The sequence below is a fragment of the Novosphingobium indicum genome, assembly GCF_014645195.1.
Taxonomy (GTDB): domain Bacteria; phylum Pseudomonadota; class Alphaproteobacteria; order Sphingomonadales; family Sphingomonadaceae; genus Novosphingobium; species Novosphingobium indicum.
In genome coordinates this window covers 255198-273443 of record NZ_BMLK01000003.1, presented here as the reverse complement: position 1 = coordinate 273443, position 18246 = coordinate 255198, and the positions used below count along the sequence as shown (strand labels likewise).

At 65.0% G+C, this 18246-nt stretch carries 17 protein-coding genes; 7 read left to right on the top strand and 10 right to left on the bottom strand.

The window, feature by feature from the left end; translation table 11 throughout:
- Nucleotides 1–95 precede the first annotated feature (95 nt).
- The 3 genes from IEX64_RS04625 to lgt are packed head-to-tail and all read right to left on the bottom strand — an operon-like array spanning nucleotide 96 to nucleotide 2544.
- Nucleotides 96–587, bottom strand: coding sequence for a DUF2306 domain-containing protein (locus IEX64_RS04625; protein ID WP_188818505.1), 492 nt, complete (start codon nucleotides 585–587; stop codon nucleotides 96–98).
- Nucleotides 587–1639, bottom strand: coding sequence for a class I SAM-dependent methyltransferase (locus IEX64_RS04620; RefSeq protein WP_188818504.1), 1053 nt, complete (start codon nucleotides 1637–1639; stop codon nucleotides 587–589). Before IEX64_RS04620 ends, IEX64_RS04625 begins: the two co-directional genes overlap by 1 nt.
- On the bottom strand, nucleotides 1639–2544 hold the full coding sequence (gene lgt, locus IEX64_RS04615) for a prolipoprotein diacylglyceryl transferase (RefSeq protein ID WP_229710063.1): 906 nt from the start codon (nucleotides 2542–2544) through the stop codon (nucleotides 1639–1641). The genes IEX64_RS04620 and lgt overlap by 1 nt, the downstream gene beginning before the upstream one ends.
- Before the next feature lie 208 nt (nucleotides 2545–2752).
- Between lgt and IEX64_RS04610 the strand changes: the two genes are divergently transcribed.
- The 3 genes from IEX64_RS04610 to IEX64_RS04600 all read left to right on the top strand — a co-directional run bounded on the left by IEX64_RS04610 (nucleotide 2753) and on the right by IEX64_RS04600 (nucleotide 7555).
- Nucleotides 2753–5512, top strand: coding sequence for a [protein-PII] uridylyltransferase (locus IEX64_RS04610; RefSeq protein WP_188818502.1), 2760 nt, complete (start codon nucleotides 2753–2755; stop codon nucleotides 5510–5512).
- A 106-nt stretch (nucleotides 5513–5618) separates the two neighbouring features.
- Nucleotides 5619–6776 (top strand): patatin-like phospholipase family protein, encoded by a 1158-nt coding sequence (locus IEX64_RS04605; RefSeq protein ID WP_188818501.1) that lies wholly within the window; start codon nucleotides 5619–5621, stop codon nucleotides 6774–6776.
- Nucleotides 6773–7555 carry a 3-hydroxybutyrate dehydrogenase gene (locus tag IEX64_RS04600; RefSeq protein ID WP_188818500.1) on the top strand — a complete coding sequence of 261 codons (783 nt, stop codon included), beginning with the start codon at nucleotides 6773–6775 and terminating at the stop codon, nucleotides 7553–7555. Before IEX64_RS04605 ends, IEX64_RS04600 begins: the two co-directional genes overlap by 4 nt.
- Nucleotides 7556–7630: 75 nt before the next feature.
- Here the strand turns inward: IEX64_RS04600 and IEX64_RS04595 are convergent, their stop codons facing one another.
- The 7 genes from IEX64_RS04595 to IEX64_RS04565 all read right to left on the bottom strand — a co-directional run bounded on the left by IEX64_RS04595 (nucleotide 7631) and on the right by IEX64_RS04565 (nucleotide 14489).
- Nucleotides 7631–7831, bottom strand: a complete 201-nt coding sequence (locus IEX64_RS04595; RefSeq protein WP_188818529.1) for a hypothetical protein — start codon at nucleotides 7829–7831, stop codon at nucleotides 7631–7633.
- Between the two features lie 70 nt (nucleotides 7832–7901).
- On the bottom strand, nucleotides 7902–8393 hold the full coding sequence (locus IEX64_RS04590) for a hypothetical protein (RefSeq protein ID WP_188818499.1): 492 nt from the start codon (nucleotides 8391–8393) through the stop codon (nucleotides 7902–7904).
- Nucleotides 8394–8462: 69 nt separating this feature from the next.
- The gene (gene gltX, locus IEX64_RS04585; protein ID WP_188818498.1) at nucleotides 8463–9794 is read right to left on the bottom strand and encodes a glutamate--tRNA ligase; all 1332 of its coding nucleotides are present in this window, start codon (nucleotides 9792–9794) and stop codon (nucleotides 8463–8465) included.
- An 88-nt stretch (nucleotides 9795–9882) separates the two neighbouring features.
- Nucleotides 9883–10548 (bottom strand): murein L,D-transpeptidase catalytic domain family protein, encoded by a 666-nt coding sequence (locus tag IEX64_RS04580; RefSeq protein WP_188818497.1) that lies wholly within the window; start codon nucleotides 10546–10548, stop codon nucleotides 9883–9885.
- A gap of 177 nt (nucleotides 10549–10725) precedes the next feature.
- Nucleotides 10726–12306: a L,D-transpeptidase family protein gene (locus tag IEX64_RS04575; RefSeq protein ID WP_229710062.1), complete on the bottom strand. Its 1581-nt coding sequence runs from the start codon at nucleotides 12304–12306 to the stop codon at nucleotides 10726–10728.
- A gap of 140 nt (nucleotides 12307–12446) precedes the next feature.
- On the bottom strand, nucleotides 12447–14102 hold the full coding sequence (locus IEX64_RS04570) for an NAD+ synthase (RefSeq protein WP_188818496.1): 1656 nt from the start codon (nucleotides 14100–14102) through the stop codon (nucleotides 12447–12449).
- A 216-nt stretch (nucleotides 14103–14318) separates the two neighbouring features.
- On the bottom strand, nucleotides 14319–14489 hold the full coding sequence (locus IEX64_RS04565) for a hypothetical protein (protein WP_188818495.1): 171 nt from the start codon (nucleotides 14487–14489) through the stop codon (nucleotides 14319–14321).
- A 168-nt stretch (nucleotides 14490–14657) separates the two neighbouring features.
- Here IEX64_RS04565 and IEX64_RS04560 point away from each other — a divergent pair, with 168 nt between their 5' ends.
- From IEX64_RS04560 to IEX64_RS04545, 4 genes are read left to right on the top strand one after another with little or no spacing between them, the layout of a single operon-like run.
- Entirely contained in the window at nucleotides 14658–15662 is a 1005-nt protein-coding gene (locus IEX64_RS04560; RefSeq protein ID WP_188818494.1) for an ArsR/SmtB family transcription factor, read from the top strand.
- Nucleotides 15659–16576 carry a methylenetetrahydrofolate reductase [NAD(P)H] gene (metF, locus tag IEX64_RS04555; RefSeq protein WP_188818493.1) on the top strand — a complete coding sequence of 306 codons (918 nt, stop codon included), beginning with the start codon at nucleotides 15659–15661 and terminating at the stop codon, nucleotides 16574–16576. The genes IEX64_RS04560 and metF overlap by 4 nt, the downstream gene beginning before the upstream one ends.
- Nucleotides 16573–17619, top strand: a complete 1047-nt coding sequence (locus tag IEX64_RS04550) for a homocysteine S-methyltransferase family protein (protein ID WP_188818492.1) — start codon at nucleotides 16573–16575, stop codon at nucleotides 17617–17619. The genes metF and IEX64_RS04550 overlap by 4 nt, the downstream gene beginning before the upstream one ends.
- Nucleotides 17620–17636: 17 nt before the next feature.
- The gene (locus IEX64_RS04545) at nucleotides 17637–18200 is read left to right on the top strand and encodes a GNAT family N-acetyltransferase (RefSeq protein WP_188818491.1); all 564 of its coding nucleotides are present in this window, start codon (nucleotides 17637–17639) and stop codon (nucleotides 18198–18200) included.
- Nucleotides 18201–18246 lie beyond the last annotated feature (46 nt).

The following is an 18246-nucleotide window of genomic DNA, read 5'->3' as shown; positions in this document are numbered from 1 at the left end:
CAGCGAGGGGTGGAGGGGTAGAAAACCCCGCCGTCAGCGACTGCGCCGCTGCCACCTCCCCATTCCGCATGCGGAACAGGGAGGATCAGCAGCCATCACCCGAACAGCCAGTGCCCTAGCAGCCGCTCGAAGGGGAAAGTGAAGAACCCCGCGATCAGCAGGGCGCCGATGATCAGACCGCGCACAGTCCGGCGGTGGCGCGAAACGTTGTGACTGCGCGCGGCGAGGAGGAGCACGGGAACCAGCACGATCGTCAGGATCGACAGCGCGTGGATGTAGCTGAACTGTCCGGGGTTGATCAGCCGGACGAACAGGCTGTCGATCGCGGTCAGGAACATGGCGCCGGCCCAGACATAGCCAAGCTGGCGATGCGCCCGCGTCCCCCGCGCACGCCAGAGCAGTACCGGTGTCAGCACCAGCGCCACGGCTATGGTGGCCAGGTGTATCCAGACGATGGCGGGAATTTGGCTCCATTCGCTTCTGCCGCGCAGCACCGCCGCGATCACGAAGCCGAGCATGACGAGCGCAAGGCCGCCGAGCGATTTCTCCAGCCTGTCGGGGGCCAGAGACGGCGTTCTGGACGCCATCAGAAACCGGCGCCGTCGGGCCAGTCGGGCGAAGCCAGCCCCATCACCTTGAACAAAGCCCCCATCTGTCCCTCCGCGATCAGCCGATCCTTGGCCGACTGTATAGCAGCTGCATGTTGCGGTGCGAAAGCGGCAAGGTTCTCGGCGCGGGTCTCTATGCCGAGTTCGCGCAGGAACCGGCCCTGCGTGACGGTGCCGAGATGCCGCGCGCCCCGCGAAAGCGCGGAATTGGCCATGGCCGCGAAGTCGACGTGGCAGGTCAGGTCCGCCTCCCCCGGCGTGGCGAACGGATCGACCTTGGTGTGCGCCCGCAGTGCCTGCAGGGTCGAGCCGGTGCGCATGTGGACGTGCCCGTAATCGATGAACAGCGCTGCGCCGCCCTGATCGACGAGCCGCCCGGCGATCTCGTAAACGACCGCCGAAGCCCCGGGGCAAGTCTCGAGCAGCGTCCCTTCGGGCTGCGCCTTCAGCTCGGCGGGGACAGCCGCATCCATCGGCTTGTCGCCGGCGACGGGCAGGAAGCGTCCGTCCTGATGCCCTACCATGCGCTCGCGCCAGCCCTGCGCGGTCATGACCAGTTGGCGAACCGGCAGCGCGTCGAGGAACTCGTTGGCGACCACCAGCATCGGTCCGTACAGCGGCAGGCTCGAGACGTCGTGATGCCAGTAGGCCTGCGGCACGGCGGCGAGCTGGATGTCCTTGAGCGCGGTCGAACTTTCCACGAAGTGGACCTTGGGCTCAAGCCCGTAGCGCTTCATCGCCCGCAAGGCATCGCGCGCCAATGTGCCGCGGCCCGGTCCCAGCTCGACGTAGTGCACGTCTTCGTCGCGGCCCGCGCGGATCCAGATGTCGGCGAGCCACAGGCCGATCAGTTCGCCGAACATCTGGCTGATTTCGGGCGCAGTGATGAAGTCGCCGCCGCTGCCCAGCGGGTCCTTGCCGGCATAATACCGGGCGTTGGATTCACCGATGTAGTGTGACAGCGAAATCGGCCCGTAATTGGCGATCAGCCGCTGGAAAATGGCCGAGAGCGGTTCGGCGCCCTGTTCCATCAGGCAGCCGCGGCGCTCGGTGGCCGGCCGCTGGCGAGCGCCGGTTTCATCAGCGCGCGCAGCACGAAGACCAGGCCCAGCGCGATCAGCGGGATCGTCAGCCACTGGCCCATCGAAAGGCCGGTGTTGCGCGCGAACTCGGCAAGCTGGGCATCGGGTTGACGGTAGAACTCGACGATGAAGCGCGCGCAGCCGATGCCGACCGTGAACACGCCAACGAGAAGACCGGGCCGGAACCGCGCACGCGTCTTCCAGAACAGCAGGAGCATGATCACGATCATCAGCAGGCCTTCGAGCCCGGCCTCGTAGAGCTGGCTGGGGTGACGCGGCAGCGGGCCGCCATCGGGGAAGACCATCGCCCAGGGCACGCTGGCGTCGGTGACGCGGCCCCACAGCTCGCCGTTCACGAAGTTGGCGAGCCGCCCGAACATCATGCCGAACGGCACGCAGACGGCGATGTAGTCCGCCACGCGCAGGAAGTTCAGGCCGCCGCGCCAGGAAACCCAGGCGAGGGCCAGAAGTACGCCGATGAGACCGCCGTGGAAGCTCATGCCGCCATGCCAGAGCTGGAGCAGCTCGGTCGGGTGCAGCCACATGCTGGGCACGTTCGAGCTGCCACCGGTATAGAAGGTCGCATAACCCAGACGGCCGCCCAGGATGATGCCGAGCGTGCAGTAGAAGAACAGGTCGTCGGCATGGCGCTGCGCCATCGGCGCGCCGGGTGCCTTGATCATGCGCGTGAGGTGCCAGTACCCCAGCACGATGCCGGCAAGGTAGGCCAGCGAGTACCAGCGCAGTTCGAAACTGCCGATCTTGAACAGGTAGTTCGAGAGATGCAGGTCCACCCAGTAGATGGGCTTGTGCACTTGGGCCGCGGCCGCTGCGGCCAGAGGTATCAGGGACAAGTTTTCGACCTCGCTGGCTTTTCGTTGGAGCCCGGCTGTTCCCGCGGCTCGATTATCGGCGCCTTCTGGCATAGCCTGCTGCGCGATGGTAGCCGCGTTTTTTGTCCGATGCCGTGCTTTGTGCAGCGCTTCGCCGAAGGCCGCGATCCGCGATGATCGCCTTGCCTGCCTTTCAATAGCCATGGCGACCGTCTAGAAGCCGCGAGCCATGAACAGCGTGATCCGTATTCCCTCGCCCCGCAGCGTGATCGACCGTCGCGATCTCGTCGAACGCATCGAGACCGTCGTCGCCGAACACGGCAGCAGCAAGGGACGCAAGCATATCGTCGATCTGCTGCGCGATGCGCAGGATGCGGGCCGTCTCGAGATTGCGCGCCGCCTGATCGACAAGCCTTCGGCCGGACACGAAGTGGCCGAAGCACAGGCCTTCCTGACCGACCAGCTGGTCCGCGTGATCCACGATCACGTCGTCGCCCATGTCTATCCGGTCAGCAACCGCTCCAAGGGCGAACGGCTGACGGTCATGGCGGTGGGCGGCTATGGCCGCGGTGAGATGGCGCCGCATTCCGACGTCGACATTGCCTTCCTCACCCCGATCAAGAACACGCCCTGGTGCGAGCAGGTGATCGAGGCAATGCTCTACTTCATGTGGGACCTCGGCATGAAGGTCGGCCATTCGAGCCGCTCGCTCGACGACATGGTCCGCATGTCGAAGTCCGACCTCACGATCCGCACCGCCATGCTCGAAGGACGCTATGTCTGGGGCGATCAGGACCTCTACGAGGAAGCCCGCGACCGCTTCTGGAAGGACGTCGTTTCCGGGACCGAGCGCCAGTTCGTCGCCGAAAAGCTGGCCGAGCGCGAAGAACGGCACAAGCGCATGGGCGACAGCCGTTATGTCGTCGAACCCAATGTGAAGGAAGGCAAGGGAAGCCTGCGCGACCTGCACACGCTCTACTGGATCGGCAAGTACATCCACAAGGTGCGCGACCCTTCGGAGCTGGTCTCGGTCGGCCTGCTCACGCGCAAGGAATACCTCGCGTTCCGCCGCGCCGAGAACTTCTTCTGGGCCGTGCGCTGCCACCTGCACACGATCACCAAGCGCGCCGAGGACCGCCTCACCTTCGACATGCAGCGCGAAGTGGCCGCGCGGATGAATTTCTCCGACCGCCCGGGCAAGAGTGCGGTCGAACGGTTCATGCAGATGTTCTTCCTGCAGGCGAAAGTGGTGGGCAACCTTACCGGCGTCTTCCTCGCCCAGCTCGACGAGCAGTTCGCGAAGAAGCAGCCGCGCGGTCTTCTGGCCGGCTTCCGGGCGCGCGAACGCGTGATCAAGGGCTACAAGGTCTTCGGCGGCCGCATCAAGGCGCCGTCGGACGACTGGTTCAAGAGCGACCCGGTCCGCATGATCGAGATCTTCGTGATTGCCGACAAGGAAGGGCTGGAGATTCATCCGGAGACCATGCGGCTGATCTCGCGCGATGCGGTTCTCATCAAGAAACACGTCCGCAACGACAAGCGCGCCAACGACCTGTTCATGGATCTGCTGACCAGCCGCAACAATCCCGAGATGACGCTGCGTTGGTTCAACGAGGCGGGCGTGTTCGGCCGCTTCGTGACCGAATTCGGGCGCGTGAACGCCCAGATGCAGTTCGACATGTATCACCACTATACGGTGGACGAACATACGATCCGCGCCATCGGCCTGCTGTCGAAGATCGAGAAGGGAGAGTTCGAACAGGACCACCCGCTTGCACATATCATCGTCCACAAGGTGCGCTCGCGCCGCGCGCTCTATGCCTCGGTGCTGCTGCACGACATCGCCAAGGGGCGCGGCGGCGATCACTCGGTGCTCGGCGCCGAAATCGCGCTCAAGCTATGCCCGCGCTTCGGACTGGACGAGGAAGAGACCGAACTGGTTTCCTGGCTGGTCCGCTCGCACCTCCTGCTGTCTGCCACGGCCTTCAAGCGCGACCTGTCGGACAGCAAGACGATTGCGGACTTCGTGAAGGTCGTGCAGTCGCTCGACCGGCTGCGCCAGCTGACGCTGCTCACCATCGTCGACATCCGCGCGGTGGGGCCGGGAACCTGGAACTCGTGGAAGCGACAGCTCATCGGCGAACTCTACGCCGCGTCCGAGGAGCGGCTGCGTCTGGGCCATGCCGAGTTCGGTCGCGAAAAGCGCGTTGCCGCCAAGAAGGCCGCCGTCGCCGCGATCAGCCCCGAATACGAAGCGCTGGTGGCCAAGGTCGGCACCAAGTTCGTCGATGCCTACTGGATCGCCGAAAGCGACGACGTCATCGCCAAGAACCTCGCCCAGCTCGAAGCGGCCGAGGAACTGGGCCATCCGCTCTCGATCCACGCCGAATATCAGCCGATCCACGGCGCGACGCTCGTCACGGTTATCGCCTCCGACCATCCCGGCCTGTTCTACCGCATCGCCGGCGGCATCCACTTGGCCGGCGGCAACATCATCGACGCGCGCATCCACACCACCCGCACGGGGCGCGCGGTCGACAACTTCCTCGTGCAGGACCCGCTCGAGCGGCCCTTCATGGAGGAAGCCCAGCTTGAACGGCTGCGGACCTCGATCGAGAATGCTCTCGCCAACCGGATCAAGATCCTGCCCCAGCTGGTGGCCAAGCCCGATGCGCGCCCGCGCGCCGATGCCTTCGACGTGCGTCCGCGGGTGCTGTTCGACAACAAGGCCTCCAACCGCTTCACCGTCGTGGAAGTCAACGCGCGCGACCGCCCGGCGCTGCTCAACCGGCTGGCCCACGCGCTGTTTGAATCGCGGCTGATGGTTCATTCGGCGCATATCGCCACCTATGGCGAGCGCGCGGCGGACACGTTCTACGTCACCGACCTGCTGGGCGAGAAGCTGACCTCCACCAGCCGTCTCAAGACTCTGGAACGGCGTCTGCTCGAAGCCACCAGCGAGCAGACGGTGGAAGAGGTCGCAGCCTGATACGAAGCCATAGATTGTAATCGTTGAAAGGAACCGCGCGCGACCCCATGTGTTGCATTGCAGCATGCTCAGTGCCACCCCCCTCCCCACTGTGCAGGATCCCGCGATGAACGCTCCTCAATCCGACCGTCCCGCCAACGCGCAATGCGTCCTTGTCCTCCAGGGCGGCGGCGCGCTCGGGGCGTACCAGGCAGGAGTCTATGAGGCGCTGTCAGAGCATGGGCTGGAGCCCGACTGGGTCGCGGGTATCTCCATCGGCGCAGTCAATGCCGCGATCATCGCCGGCAATGCCCCGCAGGACCGTGTCGCCGCGCTTCGCCGTTTTTGGGAGCTCTCGTCGCGCGAACTTCAGTACCGGCTGGACGAGCCCATCGGCTTCGCGCGCCGGACGTTCAACGAAATATCGGCGCTTTATGCCGCGAGTGTGGGCATCCCCGGCTTCTTCAATCCGCGCTTTCCGATGCCGCTGCCTGAATGGCCAGCCGAGCTCGGACAACTGAGCTTCTACGACACCACGCCGCTGCGCAATACGCTGCTCGATCTCGTCGACTTCGACCGGATCAACCGGGGCGTCACCCGCTTCAGCGTCGGCGCGGTCAATATGCTCACCGGCAATTTCGCCTATTTCGACAACACCCGGCGCAAGATCGGCCCCGAACACGTGATGGCGAGCGGGGCCCTGCCCCCGGGCTTTCCGCCGGTGGAGATCGACGGCGAATGGTACTGGGACGGCGGCCTGGTCTCGAACACGCCGCTACAATACGTGCTCGACAACCGCTCTTCCTGCGAGATGACGGCGTTTCAGGTGGACCTGTTCTCCTCGCGCGGGATCGTGCCGCGAACGCTGGCCGACGTCGATCAGCGTGTGAAGGACATCCGCTATTCCAGCCGCACGCGTCTCGGCACCGATCTCTCGCGCAAGATGCAGCAGATGTGCGCCGCCGCGCGCCGTCTTTCGCACAAGATCCCCGAAGAGCTGCGCGACGATCCCGACCTGGCCGCGCTGCTCGACCACCACGCCGAGGGTGCAGTGGCGATCATGCATCTGATCAACCGTCCGCGCGGCTACGAGACCAATTCAAAGGACTACGAATTCTCGCGCATGACGGTAGAGGAGCACTGGGCGGCGGGACATGCCGATGCGCTCTATTCGCTCGATCATCCCGAGTGGACGAACAGGGCTCTGGAGCCCGATGAAATAGTTACCTTCGACCTGGCCGGGGACCGTCTGGCACCGACCGCATCCAACGGAGAGAAAGCATGAAACTCAAGGACAAGGTCTGCATCGTAACCGGTGCGGCCAGCGGAATCGGCAATGCCATCGCGCACAAATATGCGTCCGAAGGCGGCAAGGTCGCGATTGCGGACATCAAGATGGAAGCCGCGCAGGCCGCCGCCGACGACATCAAGGCCAAGTTCGGCACCGAGGCCATGGCCGTGGAAATGGACGTCACCAGCGAAGAGCAGGTGAATGCGGGCGTCCAGTCGGTCGTCGATGCCTGGGGTACGGTGGACGTGCTCGTCTCCAACGCCGGCATCCAGATCGTCAATCCGATCGAGGAGTTCGCGTTCGCCGACTGGAAGAACATGCTCGCCATCCATCTCGACGGCGCCTTCCTCACCTCCAAGGCCGTGATCCCGCACATGTACGCGCAGGGTTCGGGCTCGATCATCTTCATGGGCTCGGTCCACTCGAAGGAAGCGAGCAAGCTCAAGAGCGCCTATGTCACCGCCAAGCACGGCCTGCTCGGCCTGAACCGGGTGATCGCCAAGGAAGCAGGCCCCAAGGGCGTTCGCACCAACGTGATCTGCCCCGGCTTCGTGCGCACGCCGCTGGTGGACAAGCAGATCCCCGAACAGTCCAAGGAGCTCGGCATTCCCGAAGAGGAAGTGATCTCCAAGGTCATGCTCGGCCAGACCGTCGATGCCGAGTTCACCACGGTCGAGGACATTGCCGATGTCGCGCTGTTCTTCGCGGCTTTCGAGACCAACGCGCTGACCGGCCAGTCGCTGATCGCCAGCCACGGCTGGTTCATGGAGTAGGAATCAACACGCCGCGCGCGGGAAGCCCCCATAGCATCCCGCGCACGGCGCGCATTCGGCGAAGGACACCTGCGTCTAGCTCTTCGCAGCTTTCGCCAGAATCAGTCGTGCAACCACCCAAGTCACCGGCACGGCCAGCAGGAAGCCGGCGCCCGCGGCAATCAGGATCGGCCTGGAACCAGGCAGGCCTGCCGCCAGCACCGCCGTGACGCCGACGCCCATCAGCACCGTCATCGCAATGGCGTGAATGGCCAGCACAACAATCACAAAGCGCATGACTACGCTCCCCTGAAACCCTTGGTGAGCGTGAAGTTAGGGCAACGACAAGAATAGTCGTTGATCGCGGTCAAGCGGCTCGCGGGAGGGACCGTCGTCCGCCATCATCGTCGTTCGCAGCATCGGGACGCACGCGGCGCGGCCTGACAGTCCTGCGGTGTCCTTTATCGCGCAACCGGATGCGAAATGTCCGGCACGTCGCCGAACGCAAAACGGCCAGCCCAGCCTTCGCACGCAAACCGCTGGTCACAAGCAGGGTGGTCACCAACGCATCGACCCAGATCGCCGCTTCGAAGGTACTGGCCCAGGTCATGTATTCCGGAGCTGCCATAGCAAGAATATGCATGGCTTCCTGATCGAGGAAGAACACGGCCAGCGCCAAGATCGCCAAAGCCGCAAGCAGAAGCAGGCCGTGCCCGCGATGAAAGGCATTGAGCCATCTGGCGAGCGGCATGACGAAAGTGCGGCGCACGGCCAGCGCCGGTGGACTGGCGGGTACCCAGAGCAGCAAAGCCAGTGCCAGAACGCATAGACCGCTCAGCATATTGGAAAATGGTAACATCGGGCCCCGCGCTTCTTTCTCTCGCACCAGAAGTAAGCGTGGCGACTTCCGGTGCAAGTGAACAAAAGCTCACCCAGCCGCGCGCAGCCTATCCAGCGCCGCGTCGCGGCCGATCAAGGGAAGCAGCGCGCCCATGTCGGGGCCGTGGTCCATGCCGGTGAGCGCTTGGCGCAGCGGCAGGAACAGGCCCTTGCCCTTGCGCCCGGTCGCACTCTTCAGCGCACCGGTCAGCGCCTTCCAGATATCCGCACCCCATTCCTGCGCTTCGAGCGTCGTCGCGGCCTCGGCGAGATAGGCGCGGTCGTCTTCGGAGAATTCGGGGGCCGCGATCGGGCCGGTTACGACGCGCCACCAGTCGGCGGCCTCATGGACATGAGCCAGATTGGGTCGCACCGTTTCCCAGGCCGCGGCATCCATGCCTTCGGGCAAGCGATCGGCAACCGCTTCGAACGGCAGGCCATGGACCACGGCGGCATTGACGCGTTCCAGCTCCGCCTCGTCGAAGCGGGCGGGGGCACGGCCAAAGCGGGAGAGGTCGAACCCGGCGGCGAGATCGTCCAGCCGCAGGGCCGGATCGACAGGATCGGAGGTCCCCAGCCGCCCCAGCAGCGCCACGAGGGCCTCGGGCTCTATCCCGGCCTCGCGGAAATGCGACGCGCCCAGCGAACCGAGCCGCTTGGAAAGCTTGCCTTCGGTACCGACCAGCAGCGCCTCGTGCGCGAAGCGCGGAACCGGTGCACCCAGCGCAGTGAACATCTGCACTTGCGCGGCGGTGTTCGAGACATGGTCCTCGCCGCGCAGGATGTCGGTAACGCCCATGGCGATGTCGTCGATGACCGAAGGCAGCATGTAGAGCCACGACCCGTCGGCGCGGCGGATAACGGGGTCCGACATCATCGCCGGATCGAAATGCTGGGCCCCGCGAATGCCGTCTTCCCATGCGATCTGTTCGTCGCGGTCGAGCAGGAAGCGCCAGTGGGGCTGGTCTCCTGCAGCCAGTTTGGCAGCCTTGTCGTGTTCGGACAGATCGAGCGCACTGCGGTCGTAGATCGGCGGCAAACCGCGCCCGAGCAGCACCTTGCGCTTGAGTTCGAGTTCCTGCGGGGTTTCCCAGCAGGGATAGACGCGTCCGGCCGCCTTCAGCCGCTCGAAGTCCGCTTCATAGCTTTCGAAGCGGGCCGACTGGCGCTCCTCGCCGTCGGAATGGAGGCCCAGCCAGGTCAAATCGGCGCGGATCGCCTCGACGTATTCCTCACGGCTGCGTGCGGCATCGGTATCGTCGATGCGCAGCAGGAATCGCCCGCCTGCCTGCTTGGCCAGCAGCCAGTTGTGCAGCGCCGTGCGGATATTGCCGACATGCAGGTGCCCGGTGGGCGACGGGGCGAAGCGCGTGGTGACCATGGAGCGCGCGATTACGGCGCGCGGCGCACCGCGTCAAATGGCGCTTGCGGGCGGATCGGCTGTGGCGCGATCCGCTTTGCTCTCAGGGTCAGGCGCGCGCGTCGGACGCGTAGAGCAGACGGCCTTCACCCAGCTTGTCGAGAACTGCGGCAATCTCGCTCTGTTCGACCGAGAAGCAGCCAAGACTGCGGCCGATCTGCCCCTGCGAGTGGATCAGGCTGCTGTCGACGTAAGACGCGCCATGAATGACGATCGCCCGTTCGAGCGCGAGGCTGTTTTCCGGATCGAGGCCCATCAGCCGGCGCGAAGCGCCGTGCTTGCCGTAATAGCGATTGGCGATCACGAAGCTGCCGCAGGACGAGGCATTCGAACCCGGCCGGTTCGACAGGCGCTTCACCCAGCCGGTATGCCCCGGATCCGATCCGCGGCCGTGGGCCACCAGATAGGAGCCGATGATCTGCCCGCTGGCGACATCGACAAGCTGGAAGCGCTTCTTGCTCGAATGCTCGGTGAAATCGACGAGCCCGATGCGGTCGCGGTGCCCGACGCGGCGATCGTGCCTGTCGAGTGCGGCGAGAGCCTCCTTCAAGAGAGGCGGCATGTCCGCGGCTTTTGGCGTTGCTGGTGCTTTGGGCGGGGCGGCCTCGGCCACCGGCAAAACTTTCTTGCCCGGCGCAGCGATCACGGCCGACGCGGTAACACCCGCCAGCGTCGTGACTGCGCCGCCGACGAAAACGCGACGACTGAATTCCATGCTGTACCCGAATCCCGTTATTCCTATGGCTCAGAAGCTAAGGCACGGAACCGTATACTTCAAGATAACTTAAGCTTTAGAAGGCGCAGATTTCCGTCGTTTATCCCATCGATAAAACGATCCATCGCATTATTCGAATATACCGGGAACTCTCTTCCGACGTATCGCAACGGGGCGTCAAGGCCCCAGGTCATCGATGGGCGGAACGCTGATTTCGCGCGGCTTTCCGCTCGAATCGAAACCGAGACGCTTGGCGATTGCGCGGTTCCAACCATAGGCGTCCTGCTTCCAGACAATCTTGCCGGCGCTGTCGACGAAAGTGGGATGGTACAGCAGCCGCACCGTAATGTTCTGCGGCAAGTCCACGAAGGTCTCCTCCCCGCTGGCACTGGCTTCCTGCCATTTGGCGGAAATCCCCTCGTCCTGCGCGAGCCGCGCGGCGAAGCCCGGCGCATTCTCGACGCGTACGCACCCGTGGCTGCGATGGCGCATGCTGCGGTCGAACAGCGATCGAGCCGATGTGTCGTGCAGATAGATGGCGTACTTGTCCTTCATGTCGAATTTCACGAGGCCCAGCGCGTTGTCAGGTCCGGGTTGTTGCACGATCCAGCCATCACGCCGCACCATGTTGCGCCGACGCAGGGCTGCGGCACCGAGGCCGGCAAGCTCTTCCTTCTCGATCGAGCGCGGGACAGTCCAGGTCGGGTTGGCGACAAGGCGGAACATCGGCGCCGACAGTTGCGGCGTCTCCCAGCCGGGCTGCCCGACAATGGCCTTGCGCGCATCCACCACCTTGCCATCGCGGATATAACGAAGGCGCGCTGCCGCCGTGTTCACGTCGATACGCAGGGATGGCGGATTGCGATCGAGCCAGCGCCGCCGTTCGAGCGCAACGGCCAGCGCCTTCGCCCGCGCCGCCGGGCCCCGGTTGAGTTCGGCAATCGCTTCCGGACCGACGATGCCGTCCTGCGTGAGACCGCGCGCTTCCTGCATCCGCTTCACTGCCTGCTCCAGACGCGGGGAATAGAGCGTTGCCGGATCATCGCCGCGATCCTGGGGCCCATCGGCTTGAGGTACAGCGGCTTGAGGTACAGCGGCTTGAGGCACGGCCGCCAGTTGGGGAGCATCATCGGCGGTGAAATAGCCTGACTTCTCCAGAGCGCGAGCGATCATGGGAATGCGCGGGTCATGGTCTCCTGCCCGAATCAGATCGCCTTCGGGTACTTGCGGCCAGTTCTTGTCCGAACCCGCCTTGGCGAGTTTCGCGTAAGCTTCCGACAGCTTGCGGTATTCATCGTCCTGCGGCGCCAGACTGGCGAGCCAGGCGCCAACCTCGCCCTTGTCGAGCGCATTCTGCAGCCCGGCGAGAATGTCGGTTTCCGCGACGGGAATCGTATAGACCTCGTAGAGATCGCGCGGATTGGCCGCCCCGCTGGCGAGGGCTTCGCCGTAGGTGATGGCAGCATTGGTCAGCGCGACGTCGCGCGCCGCATCCGATTGCTGCCCCGCATTCTCCAGAAAGCGGATGTGATCGAGCCCGTTGCGCACACGTCCGGCCAGAGCGCGCTTCAGTTCTTCGGCGGCCTTCTCCGACCACGCGGCCTGCCACCCTCGGTTTTCGTAGAATGTGCGTGTCGCCGGCGCGGAAGCCTGCTGTTTGAGGTTTGCTGCAGAGATTGTGGGGGCCGCGTCGGACTGGCTCCCGCAGCCGGCCACCAGCAGGAATGTCAGGATTGTTGCACAGGCTTTGACTTTCACGCGAACTCCCGTCGAGCCGCAGGCTGCAAGCGCCGGACGGCACTCGACACTGCAATGTTGAATGGAGATTCAACCCCGATGGAGGAGAGGTGTTCCCCCCGCTGTCGCAGACGCAGGCGGGTTGCAGGACCTGGCCGCGCCTAGCCGCTGCGAAAAGCGTGGGTGATGGGATAGCGCCGGTCACGCCCGAAATTGCGCGCTGTCAGCTTGACGCCGGGCGGGGCCTGACGGCGCTTGTATTCGGCAAGATGGAGCAGGCGTTCCACGCGCTGGACAGTCTCGCGATCGAAGCCTTCCAAGACCACCTGCTCCACGCTCTTGTCGTGCTCCACCAGTCCCAGCAGGATAGGATCGAGCACATCGTAGGGCGGCAGGCTGTCGCAATCGCGCTGATCGGCGCGCAGCTCCGCCGTCGGCGGCTTGGTGAGGATGTTCTCCGGGATCACCGGGCCTGCCGGGCCCAGACCAATGCGCGGAACGTGGCTGTTGCGCCAGCGAGCCACGGCGCAGACGGTCATCTTGTAGGCGTCCTTGAGCGGATTGTAGCCGCCGGCCATGTCCCCGTAGATCGTGGCGTAGCCCACGCTCATCTCGCTCTTGTTGCCGGTGGAGACCAACATCGGACCGAACTTGTTCGACAGCGCCATGAGCGCGGTGCCGCGGATTCGTGCCTGCAGGTTCTCCTCGGCCAGATCGCGATTCGTGCCGTCGAACGCCTCGCCCAGCATGGCGTCGAGCCCGTCGACCGCGCTACCGATCGGCATGACCGTGTAGCGGAACCCCAATGCTCTGGCGCAGGCGGCGGCATCGTCGAGGCTTTCCTGACTGGTGAAGCGCGAGGGCATCATCACCCCCCAGACCCGGTCCGCGCCCAGTGCATCGACCGCGATGGCCGCGCAAGCCGCCGAATCGATCCCGCCCGAAAGGCCTAGCACGACGCCGGGAAAGCCGTTGCGGTTCACGTAGTCGCGCAGGCTCAACACCATGGCGCAATAGATATCCTCGGGATGCGTCGCCAGCGTTTCCACCATGCCGCGGTCGCAGCGCCAGCCCTGCGCGGTCTTGGTCCAGGCGGTCTCGACCACCTGCTCCTCCCAGTCGCGCAGCTGCACGGCAAGGCCGCCATCGCCATTCACGACGAAGCTCGCCCCGTCGAAAACCAGCTCGTCCTGCCCGCCGACTCGGTTGAGGTAGGCCAGCGGCAGCCCGGTATCGACCGCGCGGCGCTTGGCCACGCCCTCGATTCGCAGGGCGTCCTTGTTGATCTCGTAGGGGCTGCCGTTGATGCAGATGAAGATCTCGCTGCCGAAATCGGCGAGGTGCCGACAGACTTCGGGCTGCCAGATGTCCTCGCAGATCGGCACCCCGATCATGGTCCCGCGCACGATCACGGGTTCGGGCAGCGGCCCCGGCTGGAACAGGCGCATCTCGTCGAAGGTGCCATAGTTGGGCAGCTCGTGCTTGAGCCTGACAGCCGCGATCTTGCCCTGATCGAGCAGGGCAACGCCGTTGTGCAACGCACCATCGAGGACGAAAGCCGATCCGACCAGCATCGCCGGACCGTCCGACGCGCTCGCCTCGGCCAGCTTCTGCAGCTCCGCAGCGGCGCGTTCGATCAGCGAGGGTTTGAGAATCAGGTCCTCGGGCGGATAGCCGACGAGGTGCAGTTCGGGGAAGACGATGAGATCGCTGCCACGCGCCTTGCGCCGCGCCTCGAGCACGCCCTTGGCGTTGCCTGCCATGTCTCCCACCGACTGGTTCAGCTGGGCGAGAGCGATCTTCAGCGTATCGGGCATGGGCAAGTGATGCCCCGCGGCCCTGACCGTTGCAACGAAAAACCCCCCGCACCGCAACACAAGGCCAACATACGCGGCAGAAACAAAAAACCCTCCCGCTGGGGAGGGCTTTCGTCCGTCATAAGACGGACTTTCCGACTACTCCGCGAAGCGGAAGCAGAGCGGAAAGCGGCGGGGGCCGACGCGCCGGTGTGGCTAGTCGGCCCCCTGGCCGGATTACATCGCCTCGGACGCTGCCTCAGTCGGCATGTCGGTGGCGTCACCGGTCATCATCGCGTCAGGAACGGTCTCAACCGACTCGGTTTCCGTCGGAGCGGGTTCACCGCCACAGGCGGCGAGCGACAGAGCAGCAGCCGACGCGAACGCGGCGAAAGCAATCTTCTTCATGCGAATCCCCTTGCATTGTTTGGCGCACAGGCCAACGCTTGCAGGCAAGCCTGCAGGGCCATTCTTTAGACGAGACAATGGTGCAACGCAAATAGGAAGTAGAGCCCCCGAAAGCCGCCGTTTTCCTTTGGGTTGCACACATATAAAGATATCTTTATATGATCTCCCATGCGGATCGACCCTCTCCTGCGGGCCCTATCGGAGCCCACACGCCTGCGCATCATGCGTCTGCTGGCGCATATGGAACTGGCGGTGGGAGAGCTGGCGCAAGTGCTGGGACAAAGCCAGCCGCGCGTATCGCGCCATATTCGAATCCTGTGCGACGCCGGTCTGGCCGAGCGCCGCAAGGAAGGCAGCTGGGTTTTCCTGAGAAGCGCCGTCAGCGAACAGGGCACCCCTTCGCTCGGAACGGCCGCCGCGCGTCTGCTGGCGCTCGCCGAGGATGAGGACGCCGCTTTCGCCAGCCGCTGCTCCGAGGACAGGCGCCACCTTGCCGCCATTCGCGCCGGCCGCGAAGCCAGCGCGCAAGCCTATTTCGCGCGCCATGCCGACGAATGGGACACGCTACGCCAGCTCCACGGCGCCGACGAGCCCGTGGAGGCCGCGCTGATCGAGGCGCTCGACGGCAGCGGCCTGGGGGCACTGCTCGACATCGGCACCGGCACCGGCCGCATGACCGAACTGCTGGCCGACCGCTCCTCGCATGTCACCGCGCTCGACAAGAGCCCGGAAATGCTGCGCATCGCCCGCGCCCGCCTGCAGGCCCTGCCCGCCAGCAAGGTCGATCTGGTGCAGGGCGACTTCAGTGCGCTGCCTTTCGCCGAAGAGGCTTTCGACACCGTATTGTTCCATCAGGTCCTCCACTTCGCGCAGGAGCCCGAGGCCGTGCTCGCCGAAGCCGCGCGTGTTCTGCGCCCCTCGGGCCGAATCGCGATCGTCGATCTGGCCGCGCACGAGCGCGAGGACCTGCGCGAGCGCCACGCCCACGCGCGCCTGGGCTTTTCCGACGAACAAATGCTGGCCCTGCTCAGCGAAGCCGGCCTCGTGCCGCAGGCGCCCGTGGCGCTGCCCGGCAATCCGCTCACTGTTAAAATCTGGACGGCACACCGCGAAAGCTCCGTGCGCCCGACCGCGACGAAACCGAAAACGCCAAAAGGAAAGACTGCACTATGACCGCCGCCCAGCGACCGGCCGACACGCCTCTCTTCGGAGAACTTCCCGGCGATATTTCCGTTTCCTTCGAGTTCTTTCCGCCCAAGACCGAAAAGATGGAAACGCAGCTGTGGGATTCGATCACCCAGCTCGCCCCGCTTGCCCCCAACTTCGTCTCGGTCACCTATGGCGCCGGCGGTTCGACGCGCGAACGCACCCACGCCACGGTTTCGCGGCTGGTTCGCGAAACCGATCTCGTGCCCGCCGCGCACCTGACCTGCGTCGGGGCGAGCAAGGGTGAGATCGACGAGATCGTCGACCAGTACTGGGATGCGGGCGTGCGCCATATCGTCGCGCTGCGCGGCGATCCGCCGCCGACCGACGAGGGCGTCTTCGTCCCGCATCCCGAAGGCTACACCTGCGCTGCCGATCTCGTCGCGGGCCTCAAGGCGCGGCACGATTTCGACATTTCGGTCGCGGCCTATCCCGAGATCCACCCCGAGGCGCTCAGCCCCGAGGCCGATCTCGACAATCTCAAGCGCAAGATCGATGCCGGCGCCAGCCGGGCGATCACGCAGTTCTTCTTTTCGACCGACGCCTATTTCCGCTTCATGGACAAGGCGCTGGCCGCCGGCATCGACGCGCCGATCATTCCCGGCATCATGCCGGTGACCAGCTTCGCCGCGATCCGCCGCATGTCGGGCAACACCGAGATTCCCGGCTGGCTCGAAACGATGTTCGAAGGGCTGGACGACCGGCCCGGCCCGCGCGCGCTGGTCGCCGCGGTCGCCGCCGCCGACTTGTGCAAGCGCCTCTACGACGGTGGCGTGCGCGACTTCCACTTCTATACTCTCAACAAGGCCGAGCAGACTTACGCGATCTGTCAGCTTCTTGGCCTGCGTCCGAAAACCAACCCCACGGAGACTGCCGCATGAGCGCGCGCGAAACCTTCCTCGCCGAGGCTGCCAAGCGCATCCTCATCACCGACGGCGCCTTCGGCACCGAGATCCAGAGCTGGAAGCTGCAGGAAGAGGACTACGCCGGCAATCTGGGCCTGAGCCACGACCAGAAGGGCAACAACGACATCCTCGCGCTGACCAAGCCCGAAGTGCCCGAGGCGATTCACCGCGCCTATTTCGAAGCCGGTGCGGACATTGCCGAGACCAATACTTTCTCGGCCAACCGCATCAGCCAAGCCGACTACGGCGCCGAGCATCTGGTGCGCGAGATCAATATCGAATCGGCCGGGGCCGCCCGCCGCGTCGCCGACGAGTTCCAGGCCAGGGACGGCCGTCCGCGCTTCGTTGCCGGCGCCATCGGCCCGACGAACAAGACGCTCTCGCTCAGCCCCGACGTCAACGATCCGGGCTACCGCGAGATCGACTGGGACACGCTGGTCGATGTCTACAAGGAACAGGCCGCCGCGCTCGTCGAAGGCGGAGCGGACTTCATCCTGATCGAGACGGTGTTCGATACGCTCAACGCCAAGGCCGGCGTGATGGCGGTCAAGCAGCTTGAAGCCGAGCTGGGCCGCGACGTGCCGATCATGCTCTCGATGACGCTGACCGACCTTTCCGGTCGCAACCTCTCGGGCCACACGGTCGAGGCGTTCTGGCACGCGGTGCGCCACGCCAAGCCGCTGACCATCGGGCTCAACTGCTCGTTCGGCGCCACCCAGCTGCGCCCGCATGTAAAGACGCTTTCGGAAATCGCCGACACGCTGATCATGATCTACCCCAACGCCGGTCTGCCCAACGAACTGGGTGCTTACGACGAGCAGCCCGAGACGACGGCAGACTTCGTCAAGGAATGGGCCGAAGCGGGTCAGGTCAACGTGCTGGGCGGCTGCTGCGGCTCCACGCCGGCGCACATCGCGGCCATGGCCAAAGCGGTTCAGGGCATTGCCCCGCGCAAGATCCCCGTGCTGGAGCCGGTAACGCGCCTTGCCGGCCTAGAACCGTTCATCATGGCGGCCTGAGACGGAGACCGCCTGCCATGACCGCCGCTCCGTGGCGCATCCGGCCTGCCGGTCCGGACGATGCCGATACCCTCGCCCTTGTCGGCGCCGCGACCTTTCTCGAAAGCTTCGCTGGCCTCGTCGATGGCGCGGGCATCGCCCTTCACTGCGCCCGCCAGCATTCGGCCGAAGCCTATCGCGCCTACTTCGCGAAAGGCGCGAAGGCGTGGATTGCCGAGATCGAACCGGGCGGCGCCCCGATCGGCTACGCACTGCTGGCCAGGCCGGAACTGGCGCAGGCCGAGGACGGCGATGTCGAGCTCAAGCGCATCTACCTCTTCTCGCGCTTTCAGGGCAGCGGCATCGCCGGGGGCCTGATGGACGCCGTAAAAGCGGCGGCAGCTGGCCATTCCCGCCTGCTGCTGGGCGTGAAGGACGATAACCACCGCGCCCTCGCCTATTACCGCAAGCACGGCTTCGAGACGATCGGCACCCGCCGCTTCGATGTCGGCGGCAAGACCTACGACGACTTCGTACTGGCCTGCGCTCTGACAGCCACCCCGCCATCTCTCGAACCGTCCATCCAATCCCGCTCAGGCTGAGCCTGTCGAAGCCCCATCCTTCGACAAGCTCAGGATGAGCGAAGTG

Bases quoted from the DNA above. Each gene is read 5' to 3' on its own strand.
- IEX64_RS04625 (WP_188818505.1), bottom strand. From the start codon at position 587: ATGGCGTCCAGAACGCCGTCTCTGGCCCCCGACAGGCTGGAGAAATCG.
- IEX64_RS04620 (WP_188818504.1), bottom strand. From the start codon at position 1,639: ATGGAACAGGGCGCCGAACCGCTCTCGGCCATTTTCCAGCGGCTGATC.
- IEX64_RS04610 (WP_188818502.1), top strand. From the start codon at position 2,753: ATGAACAGCGTGATCCGTATTCCCTCGCCCCGCAGCGTGATCGACCGT.
- IEX64_RS04605 (WP_188818501.1), top strand. From the start codon at position 5,619: ATGAACGCTCCTCAATCCGACCGTCCCGCCAACGCGCAATGCGTCCTT.
- IEX64_RS04600 (WP_188818500.1), top strand. From the start codon at position 6,773: ATGAAACTCAAGGACAAGGTCTGCATCGTAACCGGTGCGGCCAGCGGA.
- IEX64_RS04595 (WP_188818529.1), bottom strand. From the start codon at position 7,831: ATGCGCTTTGTGATTGTTGTGCTGGCCATTCACGCCATTGCGATGACG.
- IEX64_RS04590 (WP_188818499.1), bottom strand. From the start codon at position 8,393: ATGTTACCATTTTCCAATATGCTGAGCGGTCTATGCGTTCTGGCACTG.
- gltX (WP_188818498.1), bottom strand. From the start codon at position 9,794: ATGGTCACCACGCGCTTCGCCCCGTCGCCCACCGGGCACCTGCATGTC.
- IEX64_RS04580 (WP_188818497.1), bottom strand. From the start codon at position 10,548: ATGGAATTCAGTCGTCGCGTTTTCGTCGGCGGCGCAGTCACGACGCTG.
- IEX64_RS04570 (WP_188818496.1), bottom strand. From the start codon at position 14,102: ATGCCCGATACGCTGAAGATCGCTCTCGCCCAGCTGAACCAGTCGGTG.
- IEX64_RS04565 (WP_188818495.1), bottom strand. From the start codon at position 14,489: ATGAAGAAGATTGCTTTCGCCGCGTTCGCGTCGGCTGCTGCTCTGTCG.
- IEX64_RS04560 (WP_188818494.1), top strand. From the start codon at position 14,658: ATGCGGATCGACCCTCTCCTGCGGGCCCTATCGGAGCCCACACGCCTG.
- metF (WP_188818493.1), top strand. From the start codon at position 15,659: ATGACCGCCGCCCAGCGACCGGCCGACACGCCTCTCTTCGGAGAACTT.
- IEX64_RS04550 (WP_188818492.1), top strand. From the start codon at position 16,573: ATGAGCGCGCGCGAAACCTTCCTCGCCGAGGCTGCCAAGCGCATCCTC.
- IEX64_RS04545 (WP_188818491.1), top strand. From the start codon at position 17,637: ATGACCGCCGCTCCGTGGCGCATCCGGCCTGCCGGTCCGGACGATGCC.